The 19479-nt window shown below is 53.3% G+C and carries 12 protein-coding genes and 1 pseudogene; 1 reads left to right on the top strand and 12 read right to left on the bottom strand.

The features are described from left to right. Nucleotides 1-4: 4 nt before the first annotated feature. The 3 genes and pseudogenes from HNQ50_RS22530 to HNQ50_RS01495 all read right to left on the bottom strand — a co-directional run. A pseudogene (locus HNQ50_RS22530) lies at nt 5-121 on the bottom strand (hypothetical protein); the annotation flags it as partial. A 128-nt stretch (nt 122-249) separates the two neighbouring features. Next, nucleotides 250-912, bottom strand: coding sequence for a hypothetical protein (locus HNQ50_RS01500; protein ID WP_184096834.1), 663 nt, complete (start codon nt 910-912; stop codon nt 250-252). A 112-nt stretch (nt 913-1024) separates the two neighbouring features. Next, complete coding sequence (locus HNQ50_RS01495; RefSeq protein ID WP_184096832.1) at nt 1025-1315, bottom strand: HrgC protein; 291 nt, start codon at nt 1313-1315, stop codon at nt 1025-1027. Nucleotides 1316-1489: 174 nt separating this feature from the next. On the opposite strand from HNQ50_RS01495, the gene HNQ50_RS01490 reads away from it, so the two are divergent. Then, nucleotides 1490-1834 carry a helix-turn-helix domain-containing protein gene (locus HNQ50_RS01490; RefSeq protein ID WP_184096830.1) on the top strand — a complete coding sequence of 115 codons (345 nt, stop codon included), beginning with the start codon at nt 1490-1492 and terminating at the stop codon, nt 1832-1834. Nucleotides 1835-2105: 271 nt separating this feature from the next. Here HNQ50_RS01490 and HNQ50_RS01485 read toward each other — a convergent pair whose 3' ends face one another. From HNQ50_RS01485 to HNQ50_RS01445, 9 genes are all read right to left on the bottom strand, one after another. Then, the gene (locus tag HNQ50_RS01485; protein ID WP_184096828.1) at nt 2106-7571 is read right to left on the bottom strand and encodes a PAS domain S-box protein; all 5466 of its coding nucleotides are present in this window, start codon (nt 7569-7571) and stop codon (nt 2106-2108) included. A 154-nt stretch (nt 7572-7725) separates the two neighbouring features. Continuing rightward, the gene (locus HNQ50_RS01480; RefSeq protein ID WP_184096826.1) at nt 7726-8184 is read right to left on the bottom strand and encodes a response regulator; all 459 of its coding nucleotides are present in this window, start codon (nt 8182-8184) and stop codon (nt 7726-7728) included. 24 nt (nt 8185-8208) lie between these two features. Continuing rightward, a complete protein-coding gene (locus HNQ50_RS01475) occupies nt 8209-10836 on the bottom strand; it encodes a LuxR C-terminal-related transcriptional regulator (RefSeq protein ID WP_184096824.1) in 2628 nt (875 codons plus the stop codon). A gap of 5 nt (nt 10837-10841) precedes the next feature. Beyond that, nucleotides 10842-12530 carry an ATP-binding response regulator gene (locus tag HNQ50_RS01470; protein ID WP_184096822.1) on the bottom strand — a complete coding sequence of 563 codons (1689 nt, stop codon included), beginning with the start codon at nt 12528-12530 and terminating at the stop codon, nt 10842-10844. A gap of 676 nt (nt 12531-13206) precedes the next feature. Beyond that, entirely contained in the window at nt 13207-14052 is an 846-nt protein-coding gene (locus HNQ50_RS01465; protein WP_184096820.1) for a type VI secretion system accessory protein TagJ, read from the bottom strand. 115 nt (nt 14053-14167) lie between these two features. Next, the gene (locus HNQ50_RS01460) at nt 14168-14992 is read right to left on the bottom strand and encodes a helix-turn-helix domain-containing protein (RefSeq protein WP_184096818.1); all 825 of its coding nucleotides are present in this window, start codon (nt 14990-14992) and stop codon (nt 14168-14170) included. Nucleotides 14993-16002: 1010 nt separating this feature from the next. Next, nucleotides 16003-16578, bottom strand: coding sequence for an adenylyl-sulfate kinase (cysC, locus tag HNQ50_RS01455; protein WP_184096816.1), 576 nt, complete (start codon nt 16576-16578; stop codon nt 16003-16005). A gap of 2 nt (nt 16579-16580) precedes the next feature. Beyond that, nucleotides 16581-17423, bottom strand: coding sequence for a sulfotransferase (locus HNQ50_RS01450; protein ID WP_184096814.1), 843 nt, complete (start codon nt 17421-17423; stop codon nt 16581-16583). Nucleotides 17424-17593: 170 nt separating this feature from the next. Then, nucleotides 17594-19477: a peptide transporter gene (locus HNQ50_RS01445; RefSeq protein ID WP_184096812.1), complete on the bottom strand. Its 1884-nt coding sequence runs from the start codon at nt 19475-19477 to the stop codon at nt 17594-17596. Nucleotides 19478-19479: the final 2 nt, after the last annotated feature.

Raw genomic sequence — 19479 nt, 5'->3', positions numbered from 1 at the left:
CCTTAATCGTCTGGGAAGACCCGTCGTACAGCGTATTGGCTTCGGCGATGCCGCCCGATTCGATGGTCTGTGTAGCCGAATTGGATAGGGTATTCGAACTGGCCTTGCCGCCATCATGGATGGTCTGGCTGGTGTTGTCCGCTAGCGCGGTATTGCTAACGCTGCCGGAAACCTCCTGTTTCGCATACTCGTGCAGCGCATTGCCATCGGCGCTACCGTAGGCGAGGTTTTGTAGCGTTCGGTTACTGGCTACTGAAGGCAGGCGGCTTCGATGACAGGAACGGTAGTGATTCGACCACTGACCAGTTCAATCGATTGTTTACCCACCTGTATGCCGTAGCCCCTAGCATGACCTCCAATGTTTAGATCAGAAAGAACGACCGTAGCAGGCACGACTTTGACGATGACATTGGTGGACTCATGCCGAACCATCAGAATGCCTTCATTGCCGTCATCAACAGTGCCTCCGAAGATGACGGGATTTTTCTTGTTGCCCAGCGGGTTCACCTGCATGTCCGTCCGTGCAGCCTCCCAATCCGGGCCTGCAGAGACAGACCATTCATGGCAGTTTTTGGGTTTTCGTGTTCCGGCCGCCAAATCACGCTTGAGAGCGTCATAAGCGGTATCCACATCCGCGACGCAACGTTTGAAGGTATCACCCGCAGGCCAGAATTCTTCTTTGCAGGCATCCGTTGCGTTGTTTTCAATCATCAGGTCCTGCATATCCCCCATCCGGATCGCAACGGCATTTTCCAGCTTGTTCTGGTACACCTTTTCATTATCGGCCTGCTGCTTTGCCTGTTCTGCTGCAGCCTGTGCTTTCGCCCCACAACCAAATAGATCAATAGCGGGGCACTCGGCACGAGCCATACCAGTCAGCACACTCAGTGTAATAACAATAAATTTGTTCATGCATCATTCCATTTGTTTGTAAGGGGAGCGCTCCGCTATACCGTTTCGACCGAAATAAACAAAACGCACCCATCGTCCCTTGGGTTGGTCAAATAAATCAGCGGCTTGTCGCTTAGGTTTCCCAAACGGTTCGAATACCCCAGGCTTGCAATGCCGACTGGCCATCATCCGGCGATACCGTCCAGCCTTTTTCTGCAAGCCAGTGCGCATATTTCTTGTTGGCCATAAACGCGAAGATGAGGCCGAACAGGCCAAAGGTCACACAGTTGGCGAGGGAGACTGCAAAAAACCAGCCCCACATCCCCCGGAACGCCAAGGGGATGGAACCGAAAAAGAAAATCGTCCATGAAAAGCCGATTTTCACTTCGCGGGTAAGACCATTTTTATGAAATTTGAGGTGCATGATGCTGTCATTCCCTAAGCACATAGATTCGTAAATTGTTCGCTGCACTGGACAAATATCGGTCCCAATAAACCGCTAGACAGATATATCATCATTCTGCCACAAGGGAAGATATTATAACAATCTGCCTTTAAGGCCCTGCCTGAGAGACAATGCAAAACAGACAATGTCCAGATGGACATCGGTCTCGCAATCTATAAAATCAGGAAACAGAAAGGGCTTAAGCTGGACTCGGTGGCAACCGCCGCAGAGACAGATACTGGCTATCTATCCCGTATCGAAAAGGGATCCCGCCAGCCTTCTATTCCTATGCTTGGAAAAATAGCCAGTGCACTGGGATGCCGGGTATCCGAAATTTTTGCGGTGGCGGAAGAAGGCCCGATGTTGCCGGCTTCTGAGCTTGATTTGTCAGAGGAAGCAATCAATGTGGCTGAGCTGCGCAAGGCCCTCCGTGATCTGTCTAAGTCGGAATACTCATTGGTGGTAGATTTTGCGCGGATGCTGGCCAAGCGACGGTAGTCTTGAAGCGCGTTCTTACCTTCTTTCAGGTCAGCGTTGCGCCCCCAACAAAAGAAAAAGCCACAGGATGTCCAGTGGCTTTTTTTGCATACGGCCAAATTGCCGTAAATTGAGGAGATACGGACAAAAACCTGAAGCGGCAACAGACTAGACAACAAGCGCTCTGCAGCTCAGTCTGTGCCGCGCCATGCGTAGTGCGTGTGGGCAAACTCCAGGTTGAAATAAAGGGGGCTCATCTGCATGCACGAGCAGACCATGCCCCTTCTATGGTTCAACCAACGGCCCCCGGCCATTGTTCAAGTTCAGCCGCCGCCGCTTCAAAATCAAGTCTATGCACCGCAGTAGCAAGCACATCAAATCGTTCCGGCTCGATTCGCTGCAGTTGCTCTTCCAATTGCTCAAATAACGTCAGCGCATCAGCGTCGTTGGCTTCAAGCAATCGCCGTAAATTCAATCTTTGCGCCTGTAGTTGCGAATCGCCCACGCTGTTATATGATGCGGGTTTGGCTGTGGCTATCACCAGGGTAGTCAGGTTTTGCAACTCTTGGACATGTCGCATCAGCGCATCCAACTCCATACCCACTAACGTCAGGTCATAAGGATGCCTGGCCAGTTGCTCCGCATCGGCTGCACGCTCCTGCAGGGCTTGTGCTCCTAACGTACCTGCCAATCCCTTGATGGTGTGAAGCGTACGGACCAAAGTTTCCATGTCGCCAGATAGAAGTGCCTGGCGTGCGTCGACCATGGTTTCCAAGTTGTCTTCAGCAAAGCGCTTGAGCATCTTCAGGTAAAAGGCCGCATCACCCCCAACCCGGCGCAAACCGCTTGCGACATCAAGGCCCGGTGCGTGGACTAATTCCAAGGGAATACCGGGAATCGAGCTATCCATTATTGTCTTCGCTGCCTGAACAGCACTCCTCTCTTCGGGCAACCATTTCCAAAGAATCTGCCATAACTCATTAGGTTCAAACGGCTTGGCCAAATGGTCATCCATACCTGCATCCAGGCAACGCTGTCTGTCTTGCGCCATGGCATTGGCACTCAACGCGATAATCGGCAATGTCACCCCCGCCTTGCGAAGAGCAATGCTGGCACTAACGCCATCCATGACTGGCATTTGCATATCCATCAGGATCAGATCGTAGTACTTGGTCTCGACCAGGTCGATGGCCAGCTGGCCATTTTCCGCCACATCCACCGCACAACCGCGATCTTGCAATAGCTCTACAGCCACCTGCTGATTCAGTACATTGTCTTCAGCCAGCAAAATACGGCATTCGTTGAATCTACCGACGGTCGAAGATGCTGAAGCCCCCTTCAGAACATCCGAATCCGTCGAGCCATGGACCAGCCGCTCCAATTCGGCGGCAAGTCGTAATGAGGTCAGTGGTTTTTGCATGGTTGCTACGCACAGTCCGGCCCAAATTCCATTCGCCGGTGCCATTTCACCCGCCGAACGCGTCAGCAGTAGTAATCGTGGCGGGTCGAGATCATCTGAAGAACTGTGATGAAATATCTTCCCGAGCGCATCCATCTCATCAGGGTGCTCTGGCAACGCCGCGATCAAGAAGTCGTACCACCTCTGCCCATCAATCGGCTCGGCCAGACGCTGCACTTCCTCCAATGTGGCGGCGCCATCCGTCGCGATGTGCAAGCGCTTGAGAACAGAGCACATCGCAGCACGCGCACTGGCATTTGGCTCGAAGATCAGGGCAGTCCTTCCAGCTAGTTTTATGCTCGTTTGATCAGATTTATCTGCCTGGGATGTGAATGGCAATTCACACCAGAACCGGCTACCTACACCCGGCTCGCTTTCAAAGCCGCAACGCCCTTCCATTAACTCGGAGAGTTTTTTGCAGATGGCCAGGCCCAATCCGGTACCACCATATTTACGCGTTGTGGATACGTCCGCCTGTTGGAACGGATTGAATAAATGCGCTTGTTGATCCAGCGGAATACCAATGCCAGTGTCCCGCACGCTGAAGGCAAGTACGGCCCGATTACCGATCTGCTGTTGCATCACGATTGACAGGCAAACTTCCCCGCCCTCCGTAAACTTGATCGCATTGTTCAAATAGTTGGCCAGAATCTGTTGCAGTCTTACAGGGTCACCGTACAACACTGTTGGCACATCACTCGCCACATCGAAAACCAGCTCAATGCCCTTGCCGCAGGCCCGCTCTATGACCAAGGCCCCCAAATCATCCAGTAACGGTTCAAGCGCAAATTCAATGCATTCGATCTCGACTTTGCCTGATTCGATTTTGGAGAGATCCAGGATGTCATTCAGAATGGTGAGCAGATGCCTTGCCGAGCCGTTGATCTTCTCGATGTAATCGCGTTGTTGCCGATTCAGGCCGGTCTGTGCAGCCAGATGAGACAACCCCATGATCGCATTCATCGGCGTGCGTATTTCATGACTCATGTTGGCAAGAAAATCGCTCTTGGCCTGTGTCGCTACCTCGGCCTGCTCTTTGGCGGTTTGCAACTCTACGGTGCGGCTGACTACCGTTCGTTCAAGCTGTTCCCGATGCTGCTCGAGCGCGCGGCGTGCCTGTTCTGCATCCTCAGCAAGACTGATTGCGGCCAGGCGGTCGGACAATAACAATGTGTGCTTTGCCCTCGCCTGTGCCCGTGCTTGCGCCAACGCATCACCCTGTGCAGACTGAATGATCCGCATTGTCAGCATATGCTGGATACACTTGAGCGCATCCTGACTGGCAGCCTCACCATTGTGAGCCCAGACGAGCACGTCCCATTCCACACCCTTCCAGCACTCATTGTTTGTTTGCGCATCAGTCAGGTCAGGTACGCCCCAACGTGTGGCGAGGACTCCGGCTGGCGCTGTACCCGTCGTGGCAAATAGCAATTTCCCCGCTGACTCAGAAATACGCATCCCTACGCCCAGAGCATTGCAAAGCGCTTCCAGCATCTTCTGCGTGGCGGGATCGGCCAATACGTGGACACCACCCTCTTTCTCTGTGTGCAAATCCATCTCTTCCGCTCCCACGATGACATCTGGGCCACCGACGCTGTGTTCACCCCGACCGCAGTCACGATCCAAAGCATAGGGGGCGTCCTGACCAGCGCGTTGTGACCAAAGATTGACCTCATCCTTGAGTTCAACAATCCGTTTTTCACGCCCCAGCGCCAAGCGATTGAAGCGTTCGATTTCTTCGATTTTCTTGCGATCAGATACGTCGACCAGAATGCCGATCAAGCCACCAGGTGAGCCATCTTCTTTCTGGAATGTCACTAGGTTATAGAGCATGGAATGTGGCTGACCATCGGCCAACACTAGGGAAATTTCTCTCTCCATCGCACCATGGGTCTGCAGTAATTGCTCTTGTTCATCGCGGAAGGATTCACGCGCGTCGGCTTCGATGTGGTGAGCATCAACCAGACTCAAACCGATGAGTTGTTCACGGCGAATGCCTAATGCCTGCTCATAGGCTTGGTTAAACCCGCGGTAGCGCAGATCCGGGCCTTTGTAAAAGACCGGAAACGGGATCACATCAATCAACATCTGCAAAAACTCTGTATGTTCGCGTTCACGCAGTTCTTGCTGGATGCGTTCTGATGCATCCCGGAATATGATCACCCTCCCGGCGACTACCCCGCCACGCAGGATGGGCGATAGACCAAAATCAATGACTATCGAATGCTCCCGCCGGGTGAACAATGTCCCGGTGCTACCGGTCTTTCCACTACCGCCAGTGTCAAACGCAAGCCTGGACGATTCACCACCTGGCAATGACTCGGGCAGTTTCATCAGGGAATCCAGCTTCTCTCCCAGCAAGAGCAGTTCATCAGTCTCCAGCATCCTTGCCGCAGCCGGATTCGCAAACATGATCCGGCCATCCAGATCGACCCCCAGCACCCCAGAACCGGCAGACTCCAGGATCAGATGATTCAACTCCTGTAATTGGGCACGTTCTGCTTCTTCCAGCCGGCGGCTGGTCACATCCCGTACAGAGGCGCAGACATAGCGTCCACCGTCCCTCAGATCAGGCAGTACAGAAAGACAGATATCCACGGGCAGTTCGGATCCATCTTTGCGCCGCCCCCTGATTTCCACGCCGGGCACGTTCATGGGGCGCGCATTGCCGCTTTCAAAAAAGCCTGCCATTCGCAAATCATGAGTAGCGCGGCTCTTCGTTGGAACAAGCATGCCCATCGACTGCCCGACCAATTCGTGTTTTTCATAGCCAAACATTGCCGCGAGCTGGGCATTTACGAGGACGATCCCACCTTGGTGGTCCACAACCAGCATGCCGTCCGGTGCAGACTCGATAATGCCCCGGAACCAGGCTTCCGTTGCTGCCAATGCCGCTTTCTGCTGGGCCAGTTCCGTACCATGCATTTCAAGGTTTGCTGTAATTTCCAGCAACAAGTCTGCCTGCTCGCGCAGGGCGCCTTCCGATTCGGCTAGTGCAGACGCCTGCTGACGGGTTTCAACCAACAACCCCTGGGTATGTAAAGCGCGCCTGAGCGTTTCCAGGCGAGGCAGCAAGATGAGCGACAGGACTTCAAGGATCCGAAAATCCTCTGAAGTAAATTCCGTCAGCGCGGCTATTTCGATGACGCCATGAGAGCCGTCCTCAAAGGTCATGGGGACGAGTGCGATATAGGCCACGCCCCGCGCCCCCAAGCCCGAGCCGACCGTCAGATAATCTTGGGGCACCGCTTTGATGACGAAGGGCGCAGTCGAATTCTTTACCTCAACAAGCAAGGAGCAGTTTGCCTCTGCAGCGACAACCGCCGCAGAACGGGCTATTCCATAAGTGCCCATTGCTTCCAGAGAGCCCCCTGGTGTCGCCTCCAGATGCAGTACCGCTGCCGGGCTATGCAACAACGGCGCAATCACACCAAGCACGCTATTGGCAAACTCCGGAAGGGTCGCACAATATTGCACGGCATTGGCAATGGCAATCAGACCGGAACGAACTCGCTGTTGCTCAGCGACTTCTGTGCTTTTAAGCCGATAATCGTCCAAAGTGCGGGCCAGTTCACCCACCTCATTATTCCAGGAAGAAAACGGCATCGGCTCAGCGCCCTCCCCGGCCAGGAGCAGCCTTGCTTTGGCAATCAGTTGGGTAAGAGGTAAAATCACGCCCCGCTGATAGAAAAGACAAAAAATCAACAATAGCGACAGCGCATTGAATAAGGTCAATCCAGTCGCCACCTCACTGGCCAATCCTGCGCTGCGGGTGTATTGGTCCACCAAAGGAAGATTTGTCTGTTCCAACCGGGTTTGCACTCGATCCAGCGTTTGCATAATTCCATTCTGACGCAGCAGATATTCGTTCCCCCACAGCAATTCGGAGGCAGACTCTCTATCGCCACGCGCTACTTCAGCCAGAATCTGCTTTTCAAGTTCGACCAGGCTTTCTGACTGCGCCTTTGCCGATTCGATCAGCGCAAACGTCTCGGCGTCCAACTGTAATTGCGCCAGGCGCGTCACAGCCAGATCGCGTTGGCGACCCGACAAGAGTTCCTCCAGGTAATCCCTCGCGAAATTTTTGCCGCCCGTCCCTACATTCCCGCGAACTGCATCGGTGAGTTCGCGGCTTCCATCGCGCAATTGGTGAATTTCGGACAGCGCTGTATATAACCTCGCATGAGCCTCATCCCGACGCTCGTAAAGTCTGGAAGCGTAAATTGCCGTCAATACACTTGATGTGGTAAAAAAAAGAATGATCGCTATAGCGAGTCGATTGGCAAAACGGATACGCATGAAAGTACTCGTAATAATCAAAATCTGACCTGACGAGCACATTGTCTTGAAAACGACATACCCCGCAGAGACAGCAAAAATAAAAAAGGCATCTGTTTCCTGCAGTAGCACAGGCAATACAAATCAAGTTCTATGGCACAAGGCCAATACATCTTTAATCAGAGCAAACCCGGTCCAATCTGGATGCCCTCGATTCAGATAATGCTTGGGTAATAACCGCCATCAGATCCTCCATCGTGGCCCCTTTAGAGACAAAATAAAGTCGGGGTATGGGGCCGAGCTCGCTTTTTGCTTCTTCCAACGGCATGGCAGAGAACACGACTACCGGTGCGGTTATTTTCGCAATTCGCAGACAGCGAATCAGCGCGTAGCCATCCATTTCCGGCAATAACAGATCACAAATAATCAGATCTGGATGCGTTCTGAATATCTTGCAAAGCGCTTCTTTACCATCGCTGGCAACACCACAAACCTTAAGCCCGTCCTGGTCCGAAATGACTTGGGTCAGAATGGTCTGCATCAATGGGTGATCGTCAACAACAAATACATACCGAAAGGGCGATGATGATGATTGGATTGGATACCCATTGGGTGAGGTGACGATAACATTCATGTCAGTCTCTTCTTTCTTGATACTTCAGTTAGATTCAATGATTCCCATCACGCGGGCACGCTCTACCGCATGGCGGCGTGATCCGGCCCCTAATTTTGGAAACATGTTTTTAAGATGCCATTTCACCGTAAACTCAGTGCAATTCAGGGCCTTGGCAATCTGTTTATTGGAAAATCCCTGCAGAAGAAATTGCAGTATTTCGCGTTCTTTCGGCGTTAAAAGCGGCGTAGGCACAATCACCTCGGCAACCACCACTTCACGCCGCATGGACACTGGCTCACGGTCATCGTCTGGAATCTGGCCACGATAAATACCTGCGACTGGCATGACGTCGGTCGAAAAACCAAATTCAACGACCATGACCGCAATCCGTTGCGTTAGCTCTTCCGGGTCGTAGCCAGTCTGTACCAGACATTCGGCCAGTACGCACAATGCAACCAGCTCGTCATGCGGGCGGCGTATGCTGCCCGCCAGGGCCAGGGCAGCTGCGGCTGCCACGCGCGCATTTTCCCAGTCCCGCTCTGCCATGCAGGCATGAGCCTGGGCCAGCGCATACTGCACCTGTAAAAGATCTTCCAGAATGCCGACGCCAGCGAGTTTTGATGCTTTCATTTCCTCTTCAAACTGTCTCAACAGTTCTCTTGCCTTTTCCCGTCCACCATACCGCACACTCAGGTAAGTCAATTCGCGAACGGCAAATACCTGGGCACGTGGCCACTTTCGGGTCCGTCCGAGGTCATACAAGCGTCCGGCCAGATATTCGGCACGCGTAATCTGACCTGCCTGCGCCGCGACGCGGATATAAACCAGAAAGGCTTCCACCAGCGTAGGCGGTGGCGCGTAGCTCTCAATCCCGTTGATCCGGTCTGCGAGCAAAATCCCAGCCTGCTCCAGTTTTCCGGTTTGCCATAGCGCAGCAGCCAGCAGTACCGCCAGCGTCGTCGCAGAGGTATCGTGTCGACCGCGCTCCAGTTCTATGGCGGTTTGCAGGTCGCCAAGCATGGTGATGAGCGTTTGGGTTTGCCCCCGCCAGAGCAGTGAATAGGCAAGGACAAACAAGTAAAGGCGGGATTCGTCGGAATCGTGCGGGCACGAAGTGACATAGCGCATCAATTCCTGCGAATCGAACGGGCAGCCGGAATGAATATCCAGGTAAAGCGTGCTGGCTTGATGAACATACCGAGCGCGCCCCGCATAAACGGGAATCATGTCTGCGTCAAGCAGCGCTAGTCGGGTTTGGGCTGCATGCAAGCAGTCGTTGGTTAGTTCCACCGAAGCATCGAAGACCTCGCGTTCATAAGGGTTGGCACCGCGCTCAAGGATGTCCGGATAGTCCTGATGAACCCATTGATGCACCTGCCGGGACTTGGCAGAAAACGCCAGTGTCTGTGCCATCGCAAACAGCACATCCGGACGAATTGTGCGTACCTTCAGGGCAAGCCGGTCTTTCCAGTACAGCAGAGAACGGATATCGCCTCGCTTGGAGAAGCTGTTAAGCGCTTGTTCGATCCATTTTTCAACCAGATCTGCTTTACCACATAGCTCAGCGAGGTAGACCGCTTCCTCGTACAACCCTTGATCTGCACACCACAATGCCGCTTTGACCTGAATCTGCTTTCGCTGCTCCGGCGCATGCTGATAGTGACTTTGCAGCAAAAATTGCCGTGCCAGTGCATGTACGCTGAACCACTCTCCTTTTGCGTTCCACTCAAGCACCGGCGTCGCTGCCGTGAGTTCAAAGAGCAAAGCAGCCGCATCGGGCACATCTGTCATGGCGGTAGCCATATCAACCGTGAATCGCTCTACCAACGACACGCGCGCCAGAAAACTGATCTGATCCGGCGTCAGCTTTTCGATCAGATGGAATATGAAGTACTGTTCCAAACTATCGCTAGGTTCGCCGCGATCCAACAACGCATGAAATGCACCGGGCTCCAGCGCCATTGAAGCGCATGCCAATTGCACGCCAAGTGGCCACCCTGCGGTGAGCTGGTAGAGCTTTACCGCCGTATCAATGCCGGCCTGGTCCCCAAGCTGGGATTGCATGACTTCCAGTACAGCTGCCGGCTTGAGCTTGAGATTGGTTTGTGTGATTTCGGTATATCGCTCACCTGCCAACAATTCCCGCCAGACCAATTTGTGCTTCGGTCGTGTGCTTAGAAAAATCCGCAGATTGGACGGCGCTTGCTTCAATAGATATTGCAATGAAACTTGGGCCGTGGCTTCGCGCCAGCGGTGAACGTCATCCAGCATCAATGCCACTTCATGGCCTTGATGTTTGATCAACGCAAGAATCCGAGTCAGCGAGGGGATAAACGCCTCCTCATCGACCATATTCATGAAAGTGTCATCGCCAGTGGCTTCAGTGAGCGCCACAGCCAGACACAGTAGAACGCGGATATCTGAATCCAGCTCATCACAGGCAAGCCAGATGACATGAGCGCCGGTGCGCAAGAGTTCAGCGCGCCATTGCGTCAACAGGGTGGTTTTGCCATAACCCGACGACCCCTTGACCACCAGCAGTTGGTGGCGCCCCAATACCGGCCCCAGACAGGAAAGCTCTTCCCGCGTGACCCAGACCTTCGAAACCCTGGGGGGAGCGATCTTCAGATGAAGCTCTGGGTACTGCACCGCCACCTCAGTCAATGCCATAACGCTCACGACAGCAGACTCGCGGTCTGTCCGGCCAGCACAATAGCCGACCTGGCCACCGCGGCCGGGCATACGACTGATTTGTCCGCTGGCTGTCCGATTTGACCAGCCAAGTCGTCCATCCACAACGGCAACGCAACCCGTAACGTCGTGGTATTGCACGCATTCGACACTTCAAACGAGATGGAGCCATTCTGTGCCTCGGTCAACAACCGTGCAGAATACGTCCCCAGCCCTGTGCCTTGCGGTTTGCCGGACGTTACATATTTCTCGAAAAAGCGGTCACGGATTTCCGGAGCCACTACCCCCGAGTTTGTGATCGTGATCTCAACGCTGGTTTCAGCAGCACGCACGATCACGGACACCTGAGAGTTTTCCGAGGCAGCCTCACAAGCATTATTCAGGAGGTTGTTGAATACAGAGTAGCAAAGTGTGGGGTCACCCGATACCTGCGGTGCAGGCATACCCATTGGCATATCCGTCTCAACGGTAATGGTCAGGTGCTTTGAATGAAACGTGACCCGCGCCCCCTCTACCATCCGTCGCAAGATCGCCCCCACGCTGACTGGCTGGGGCGCCAAGTTGAAGCGACCCGCCTCGATTTTGTAGAGTTCAGACGATAGGTTGACCGTATCGAGCAAATGCCAGGCGGTCTGTTCAATCGAACTCACTTGTTCAATTTGCCGCCAGCTCAGATTGTCTGCAGCAACAACGTCGCGCAGCAGTCCAACCATCGTCAAAAGCGGTCCCTTCATGTCGTGGTGGACGATGTCCTCCATCGTCTCGCGCAGGCGGTACGTTTCCAGAAGAGTGTCGTAATTGCCTTGCACCAGTTTGCGCAGGCGCACGTACTCCATGAAGTTTTTCACCCGCAACAACAATTGCTCTGGCATCACGGGCTTGGAAATGTAGTCAACCGCTCCCAACTCCCGGCCCTTCAGGCTGGCTTCAGCTGAGTCCATTGCCGTAACAAAAATCACCGGAATATGTGCCGATTGCGGGTGTTGGCGCATTGCTGTCGCGACTTCAAACCCATCCATATCGGGCATCATCACGTCCAGCAGCACCAGGTCCGGCGGAGAGTCAGTCTGGCAAATCATGACTGCTTTGGCGCCGTTACCAGCGAAACGGACACGGTAATCCTGGCTAAATAGCTGGTGAAATACCTTGACGATGCTGGGGCTATCATCCACCACCAGGATGGTAAGGCGGTCGTCGACTTCCGACGTCGTATCAGTTGCCGGCTTAACCACTGACATTACGGCTTCGCTATTGCCCGCTTGCCCGGTTTTGCCGTGATGTTTGCCTCGCGACGCCAGTGCTGTCTGCAAGGCTGACTCCAGCCGGTCAACGGTAAAGGGTTTGACCAGCAGGTCGCTCACTCCCGCAGAAATAGCCTTCTCGATGCGCCCACGATCCAGTTCAGCAGTGACCATGATGAATGGCAGCGTCTGCAATGGCTGATTAGCTCGTATTTTGGCAAGTAAATCCAATCCACTCCTGATCGGTGCATTCCAGTCACAAATCACGACGTCAAACGGTTGCCGCTTGAGCAAGCGAAGCGCCTCGGCGCCATCTTCTGTCATCGCAACATGATCAATGCCGAGTGAACGCAACTGATTTGCGATCACTTCGCGTATTGGGCGGACCTCGTCTACGACCAATACAGCCAGCTCTCTCCATGCCCTACTCATTCCGGAATCCTTTTTCAATCTGCCAGAAAGTACGAGTCTGCATTCGGCTGTTTCCAGTCGAGCACAGCGACGTTCGACCCCTGACCTATTGAATTTTCAGGGAAATTTATCACCCCCTCATTTAACCCCCCCACGTACGCTCATACCCCACCCTTCAAGAGGGGGTCCTTGATTGACTGAGCCAACACCACCCCTGTCATTCACCATGGATAAGCAAATGACAAAGTTTGCTGGCTATTAACTGTTAAAAGCCGCGCCGTTCAAAACATATGTGATGGAAAGTGACGCAGCCGCAGCAAATGGGACAGCGTTCAGGGAACGAAGGGTGGTGTACGAACCCGCCACTCCACGGTGATTAGCTGGTTTGGAGAGAAAAAGAGGGGCAGTACAGGCACAATGCCGAACCACGAAATGGGGGGCATGTATGGCAGGCGAGCGAAGTGGCGAGGCAGGGGGTTTCAGGAATGCCGCGGAGTGCCTCGCCCGGTTGTCAGAGGGCGTCGGCTACCCTACCCAGGCGAGCGGGATGCGTTTGGGTGATATTTACAGCCGCTTGCGGCCCTGAACCAGTGTGGATGGGAAGATTTAGTTCGTGGGTCGGATGTGGAGTGGGGACCGGCGGGGCCCCCTGTTATTCATCAATGGGTATTGAACCAAGGTCTGCCTCCTGCGGCCATCAGATGAAGCTAAATTCGGTTTTTTTCATGAAGTGGCATCTTCCCATCGAGAAGAGATCATGTTCACCTCGATTGGTCCGCCAGGTTTTAAGTTCAGCTCCGTAGAGAGCAGTTGTTCCTGACTCCCTTCCGACCAAGTGCTGTGCCGGGCTGAATGCCCTGGCGGCACGACCTGAATCCAGATAGCGGGCGGGAATATGCCCTTCCACGCTTCTACCATTCCATAGCTCTACCTGCGATGGACTCCAAACATAATCCAGCGCCGTGGAAGGCTGGCTTATTGCGAACGAGCGAATGCTTGAGAATGGTAACCAGTGATAACCCCCTGCCGTCATCAGTTCAAGCGTAGGCCCAAGTCTGGCGTCGGTGTCTGTAATCCACGCAAATTCGCCGATCTGATCTGCGTAGCCATTGTCTTGGGGAATATCAAGAAGGGGTTCGAACTGCGTTGGGGCAGACGTGTCTTTGGCTGGATGCCCAGAGGCGCTATTGGCGCGCAAGAGGCCGGACATCCATCCGGGGGGCTTTAACCCCAAAAATCCCGGATTTCGCTGCCCTTGAAAAACACTTTCCCGAAATGCTTCTGCCAGGATCAGGCCGCGATAAAGCCGGACTTGCCTTCTCTCTGTCGTGTTGGCCAAGTGAGCCCAAACCCGCGCCTGTTCCAGGGCACCCTTCCATTTGGCCGCCAAACAAAGCAATTCAAAATTCTGTTTGTGGACTGCTGCCTTGAGTTGCCCTTGTTGATGAGCCTGAGAAGCCATCGGGAGGGCATCATAAGAAAAATTAGCTTGCTCCCGATGTTCCGACCTTTTTAGAAGGGGATGGGTATATCTGGCGTTCATACTACAGTCCGTAAATAAATAAACCTGAGGAACCAAGCTCACAATGCAATATTTTGATCATCCCGAAAAGACGGGTCGTGCGCCGATTCCCGAGGCAGGACAAATCGGCTTCCATTTATATGGAAATATCTCCATTTACCTTGTCCGCATCTTGTATTTCCCCCTGCTGGCACAGTGCCGGTTCAATAGCCTTGATTGCACGTTTATATCGATAAAAAGTAGCAACAGAAATGCCCAGTTGTTGGGCGATATCCTTGGAGACTACGCCTTCTTGTATTTGTTTAAGCAAATCTTGAACCGCTTTTGTGTTTAGTTTTGGCCGTCGTCCAGACTCTCGTCGCGGGCAATCGGAAGAGATATAATAGCTAGCCCCCGCATCTTGCATTTCTTCCCGCCGACCCATTGCTGGGTGAGCAGCTTCAATATCACGTTTATATCGATAAAAAGTGGCAATTGAGACGCCCATACGGTAAGCAATATCCGAGGAGGGCAAGCCTTCAAGCAAATACCGGGTCATATCTTGAACCGCCTTTGGGTTCAGTTTTGGACGACGCCCGCGCACCCTTCGGGGGTAATTCGAGGGAGAATGCCGAAGTCTGTGCTCGGCCCGCCAGCGCTCGACCATAAGACGGAGGAGCTTTACCTGCCCCAGTTCTTCCCCTGAGGAAATGTCCTCGTCAATAATCTCGAGAATGGCACCTTGATGATCCAGTTGCTCCAGCAAGCTGAGGAGTTGGCTCGCTTTCAGTCTTGAACTGGAAAGACTGCTCATTACCAGCGTATCTCCACAGGTCATTTGAGACAAAGCGCGTTCTAACTGTTTATATGAACGCTCATCTTTATCGTGGACGATCCAGTGACAGAGGTTTATCTGGCTTAGAGTTTCTCGCTCGCACTCTAAATCCTGAGAGCGTGCTGTTCTTAAATAGCCAATTCGCATTGTTGAATTTCCTTCCCACAGTTGTCAGGAGCAGCTTAGCGATTATCGTTCAATCGCTATCAACGTCCCCCCTCGTGAAGGATGGCTTGCGCTGCATATCGACGACGTCAATCTGATCGGCGCAAAAGGAGTAATCCGGCCTGGTACCGTTGCCGTGATCGAGAAGTAAACGCAGCTCTGTTCAAACCGCGAGAGACCTTGTTTCTCCGTAATGGAGTTCAGCTGCAGTAGCAGCAAGGTGAAGACAGCGCCAGGCAGTGTGATAACCCGCTATACCCTGCCCGCCCAAACGTCCCTACCCGACCGTGGCATCCATTTCCCCGACGGCGCTCCGAGGCCCATGTTGTCCAATCAAGGCAAAAAGGGAGGGTAAATGTTGCGTTACAAATTGATGTTGCAGAAGCAAACCTTCAAGGCAGGCATCTACCTCTTCCAGCCACTCGTCGTTCGTGGCTTGCTGACGCCCACCGGCAAGTGCGATTGCATTGGGTAGTCTGCGCCGTAACAGTTCTCGTACCGAGTGCAAGTGAACGACAACTTGATCAAGCTTCTGCGTACAGCGCTGAGAGTACGCCAACGATGTCGATGTTTTGCAGGGGTACTGCGACGTCTGCGGGCGCCCGAAAGCTATGGTTGAGGTATCCATATGGAACCAAATAGAGCCGAAATTGGTAACCATATAAATAGCACCGTGGCATTCGTTCTTCCCCATCCCTGTCGAGGGGGCTAATACGCCTTGGACGCCATCCCCTGCTTTGAACTGAACAGATAGCAGTTCACCATGGCGGCCAGAGAACTCTCATACATTGCACCATCGACAACAGGCACCGGGGAACAAAGAAAATTGAGGTCAGCCATCATTTCTGGGGGCAATGCAGTTATCCATCGGGCCAAGCCAACGAGATAATGAATCTGGATTTATCGGTAGGCCGAGGGTTAAATGCCGCGCTTGCGAGGGTGGCGCCAAGATTCGTCCCAAACATGCTCGTCGGCATGCTCAGAATACAAACTTATGGCACTTCCTCAGTTTGCATATCCATACCGATCCTGCCAAGCATGGCGAAAACACACTCTTCTACGCTTTTGCGGCTGGTATCCAGACGCAAAGCCGGACTCATCGGCGGCTCATAGGGGTCGCTGATGCCAGTGAAATTCTGAATCAGCCCCGCCCGCGCCTTCTCATACAAATGCTTGGGATCACGCGCTTCGCAGACCACCAGTGGCGTTGAAACATAAACCTCCAACCAGCGGCTTTCCCCGATAGCATCTCGAGCTTTTGTCCGGTCTTGCCGATATGGGGAAATCAGTGCCACAACAGCCCATATGCCCCTGTCGTTCAGAGTGTGACAGCGGTTTGCCACCTGACGGACATTTTCGGCCCGCGCTTCCCTGGAAAAACCCAGTTGATTGCCCGCCTCCCGACGCACGATGTCACCATCAAGCAGAACACATGGCACTCCTCTCGCTTCAAGTGCTGCGATCAGCCCTTCAGCCAAAGTAGTCTTCCCGGCTCCGCTCAGTCCAGTTAACCATAACGTGGATGCCTTCGATGTCGTCCGGTGATGTTCATTTTCAGATTCGAACACGCCTACACCACCAGCACATTGCGGGTATTCAGGGAGGGTATTTTCCAGAACGCGCTGTCTGCATAGCGCTTTATAAGATCTGGAGGAACAATCGTTGACCGTTCTGAAAACTCGACTTTGGCACGAACATCGTGCAATCCCGGCGTACCCATCCGGGCATCAAAATCGCAAGCATCGTATTGTGCGTGATCGAAATCATGCATAAAGGGTGTTTCTCCAATAAAACGGTATACGGCCTCCATCGCTCGCCCCGGGTCTCTGGCCAGGGTTTCGTACTGCAAGAGCATCAGCGATACAGAATGCGCGCCGTAATAGGCTTGCTTCAACGCGTTGTAAGCACTGCCAACAAGGCCATCATGTGCGGTCAATGTCTCCGCTCGGGTATAGATTGACCCATCGGTGCGATAACCAAAAAGCCCTGAAGGCTGGAACACATTCCGCTGAACCAGTCGTTCAACACTGTCGAGTATCCAGACAATATCCCGAACGCACGCAATGACCTTGGTACCAGGTAGCAATTCCTGAAGCAAGGCAATGTCCGTACACCAGGAACGATTGGTATCGAAAATGACTTCCGCCGTTTGATCTTCATAAAAAGCAGAGACGACGCGAGTCAGCACACGTTTCCGTTGGTGATCGTCGACCACCCCGGAAAATTCGTTCCGTTTGCTCATTTCACCCAGTAGTGAATGAACCAGCCCAGCAACTGGACTACTCATATCCGCGTGGAACCTGGGATTTTGTCGCAACAGCGCAGCCAGGAGCGTTGAGCCGGACCTTGGCAGACCCGAAATAAAGTGAAACCGATGCGGCGGGTACGGAGCACCGGGAAGGACATCTTGCATCAAAGTCGCCTCGCTGTTCTGAATTGGCCGGTGCAAGTCCAAGCCAGCCATACATGAGTAAACCCGGCGCCCGTTATCGCACGGTATTTCCGCATCAACGACGGGCACTGCAGGGCATTACCATGAATCTCAGTTGTCTGCTTTCAACGGATCTGGACTGTTCATCCCATTCAGATCAGTTTCGCCAGCGCAACACCAAACTGCTCTGGCGCACCCTTGAAGAACACCTCCGCCGCTTTGTCTTTCAACAATTGGCGGCGCAGATCCAGGCGCAGCTTTTCATCTTCGATAAGGCGCAGGGCAGCAGCCACGTACTCGTCCTCATCTTTGGCGATCAGCCAGCCAGGCAGTCCAATTCTGCGAAATAGCGCTTCATCAATATGTTCCAGCACTTCTGGCCCAGTCTTGCAGACACCCACCAAGCCAACTGCGGTGACATCCACAATGCCGTTGGTATTCCCAAACGGGAAGGGATTGGCATACAGATCGCACTCGTTGAGCATAGCCAGATATTCTGCATAGGGCAGATGAGAGTGAATGATTGCGGTTGGAAGGTAGGTCTGGATAAACCGTTGAATTTCCAGGTACATCAAGCCGCGGGAGGATCCCATCAAAAAATGGAACTCAACCGGCTGACTGGCTTCTTGCTGGATGCGGCGAAGTGTGCGCATGAAATTGGGATTGAGCTTCATCCCGGTGGTCGCCACGGCAATACGCAGAGTTTCCGGTGCCACGCGTAACTTAGGCTCGATGTCTATCGCCAGTGTCGACGGGACAAACGGCATCGCCTCTTTTGGCAGGGCCAACAGTTTCTCGCTGAAGCATGCCGGATCACCCACCCAATCTTCCGGCAACACAAAATAATCAATGAAAGGGGATTTGGAGGTAGCAGGATGCCCGTATGAAACCACTTGCACAGGGGCAAGACGCAGGTTGGTCAGGAAGATACTTGAGGGGAACATGCCAAATGCCGGGTAATAAACCAGGTCAGGTCGCAAGGTCTCCGCCAATTCCCTGACAAAAGGTACCGCTTCGCCCTGCACTTCCCTGAATTCGTCAAATACTTCACGTCCCAAATCGTCAATAAGATCCTTCATGCCCACGCCGACGATCTTGAACTTTTCCCGCGCGGCACGAAGCGAAGCAGAATGCGTTCGATAAATCGAATGTGCCCCCGAGAACCATTCAAGCACCACCAGCATGACTGGCTTCTCACCCTTGGGCTTCTTTTTGGGCTTGAATTCAATATCGGTAATGTTCTGTTCAAGCAGCTTTTTGCGTACCAAACGATTGATCGGTGCCTTGATGGCATGGCGGTCAGCACCGTCTGCGTAACTGCAATGCATATATATATCGTGCAAAATCTGCACCGGCAGCACGTTCAGATCTTCAATTTCATCCAGCTTGGCAGCAAGCCAGGGCAGCAAGATTTCCCGCTTGTGGTGTGCTGAAGGCATCCCAAGAAAACGCGGAGACAGTAGCGAACACGCAAGCGATGCGGCCAGATATTTGTTGAACGCCCACATCGCGTCCATATCGAGCGGGATTTCCGAATTCGGCGTGTACAGAACGCAGAATTTGAGTACATGCTCATGGCGGATCTGTACGCTCTCTGCACCTGGGCCGTTCAGGTTCAAAGCGCGTAGAATATGATCGGCGTTGCCGAACGTGCTGGCTGCGAACAGTGTCGAAATCCACCGATGCAGGAACAACAACCTGCGCGCGCCTTCGCCCGACAGATAAAAGTTCGGATCGGAAAACAGCGCAGACAATGCACTGCAAATTCGATTGATGATGTGTGGGTCAACATCCAGACCCGCACGCGGCGCTGTCATCCTCGCCTCAAAATACATGTCCAGCGCGCCATAATTTCGGTCAAGCATGTGCAGAAAGCGCATGAACTCGCCCATGGCTGCTTCATGTTCCCGCGCATAAGCCAGCGCTTCAAATCGTTCCAGCGAAAATGCCAGCTCCCCGGCGTTCCCATTTGTTGTTTCTGCGGGCTGTGCGGCACCGTCTGTGCCAGCAATATCTTTATCTACCGCGTCCGTCATGA

The sequence above is a fragment of the Silvimonas terrae genome, from assembly GCF_014202765.1.
Taxonomy (GTDB): Bacteria; Pseudomonadota; Gammaproteobacteria; order Burkholderiales; family Chitinibacteraceae; genus Silvimonas; species Silvimonas terrae.
This window is presented reverse-complemented; position numbering and strand designations above follow the sequence as displayed.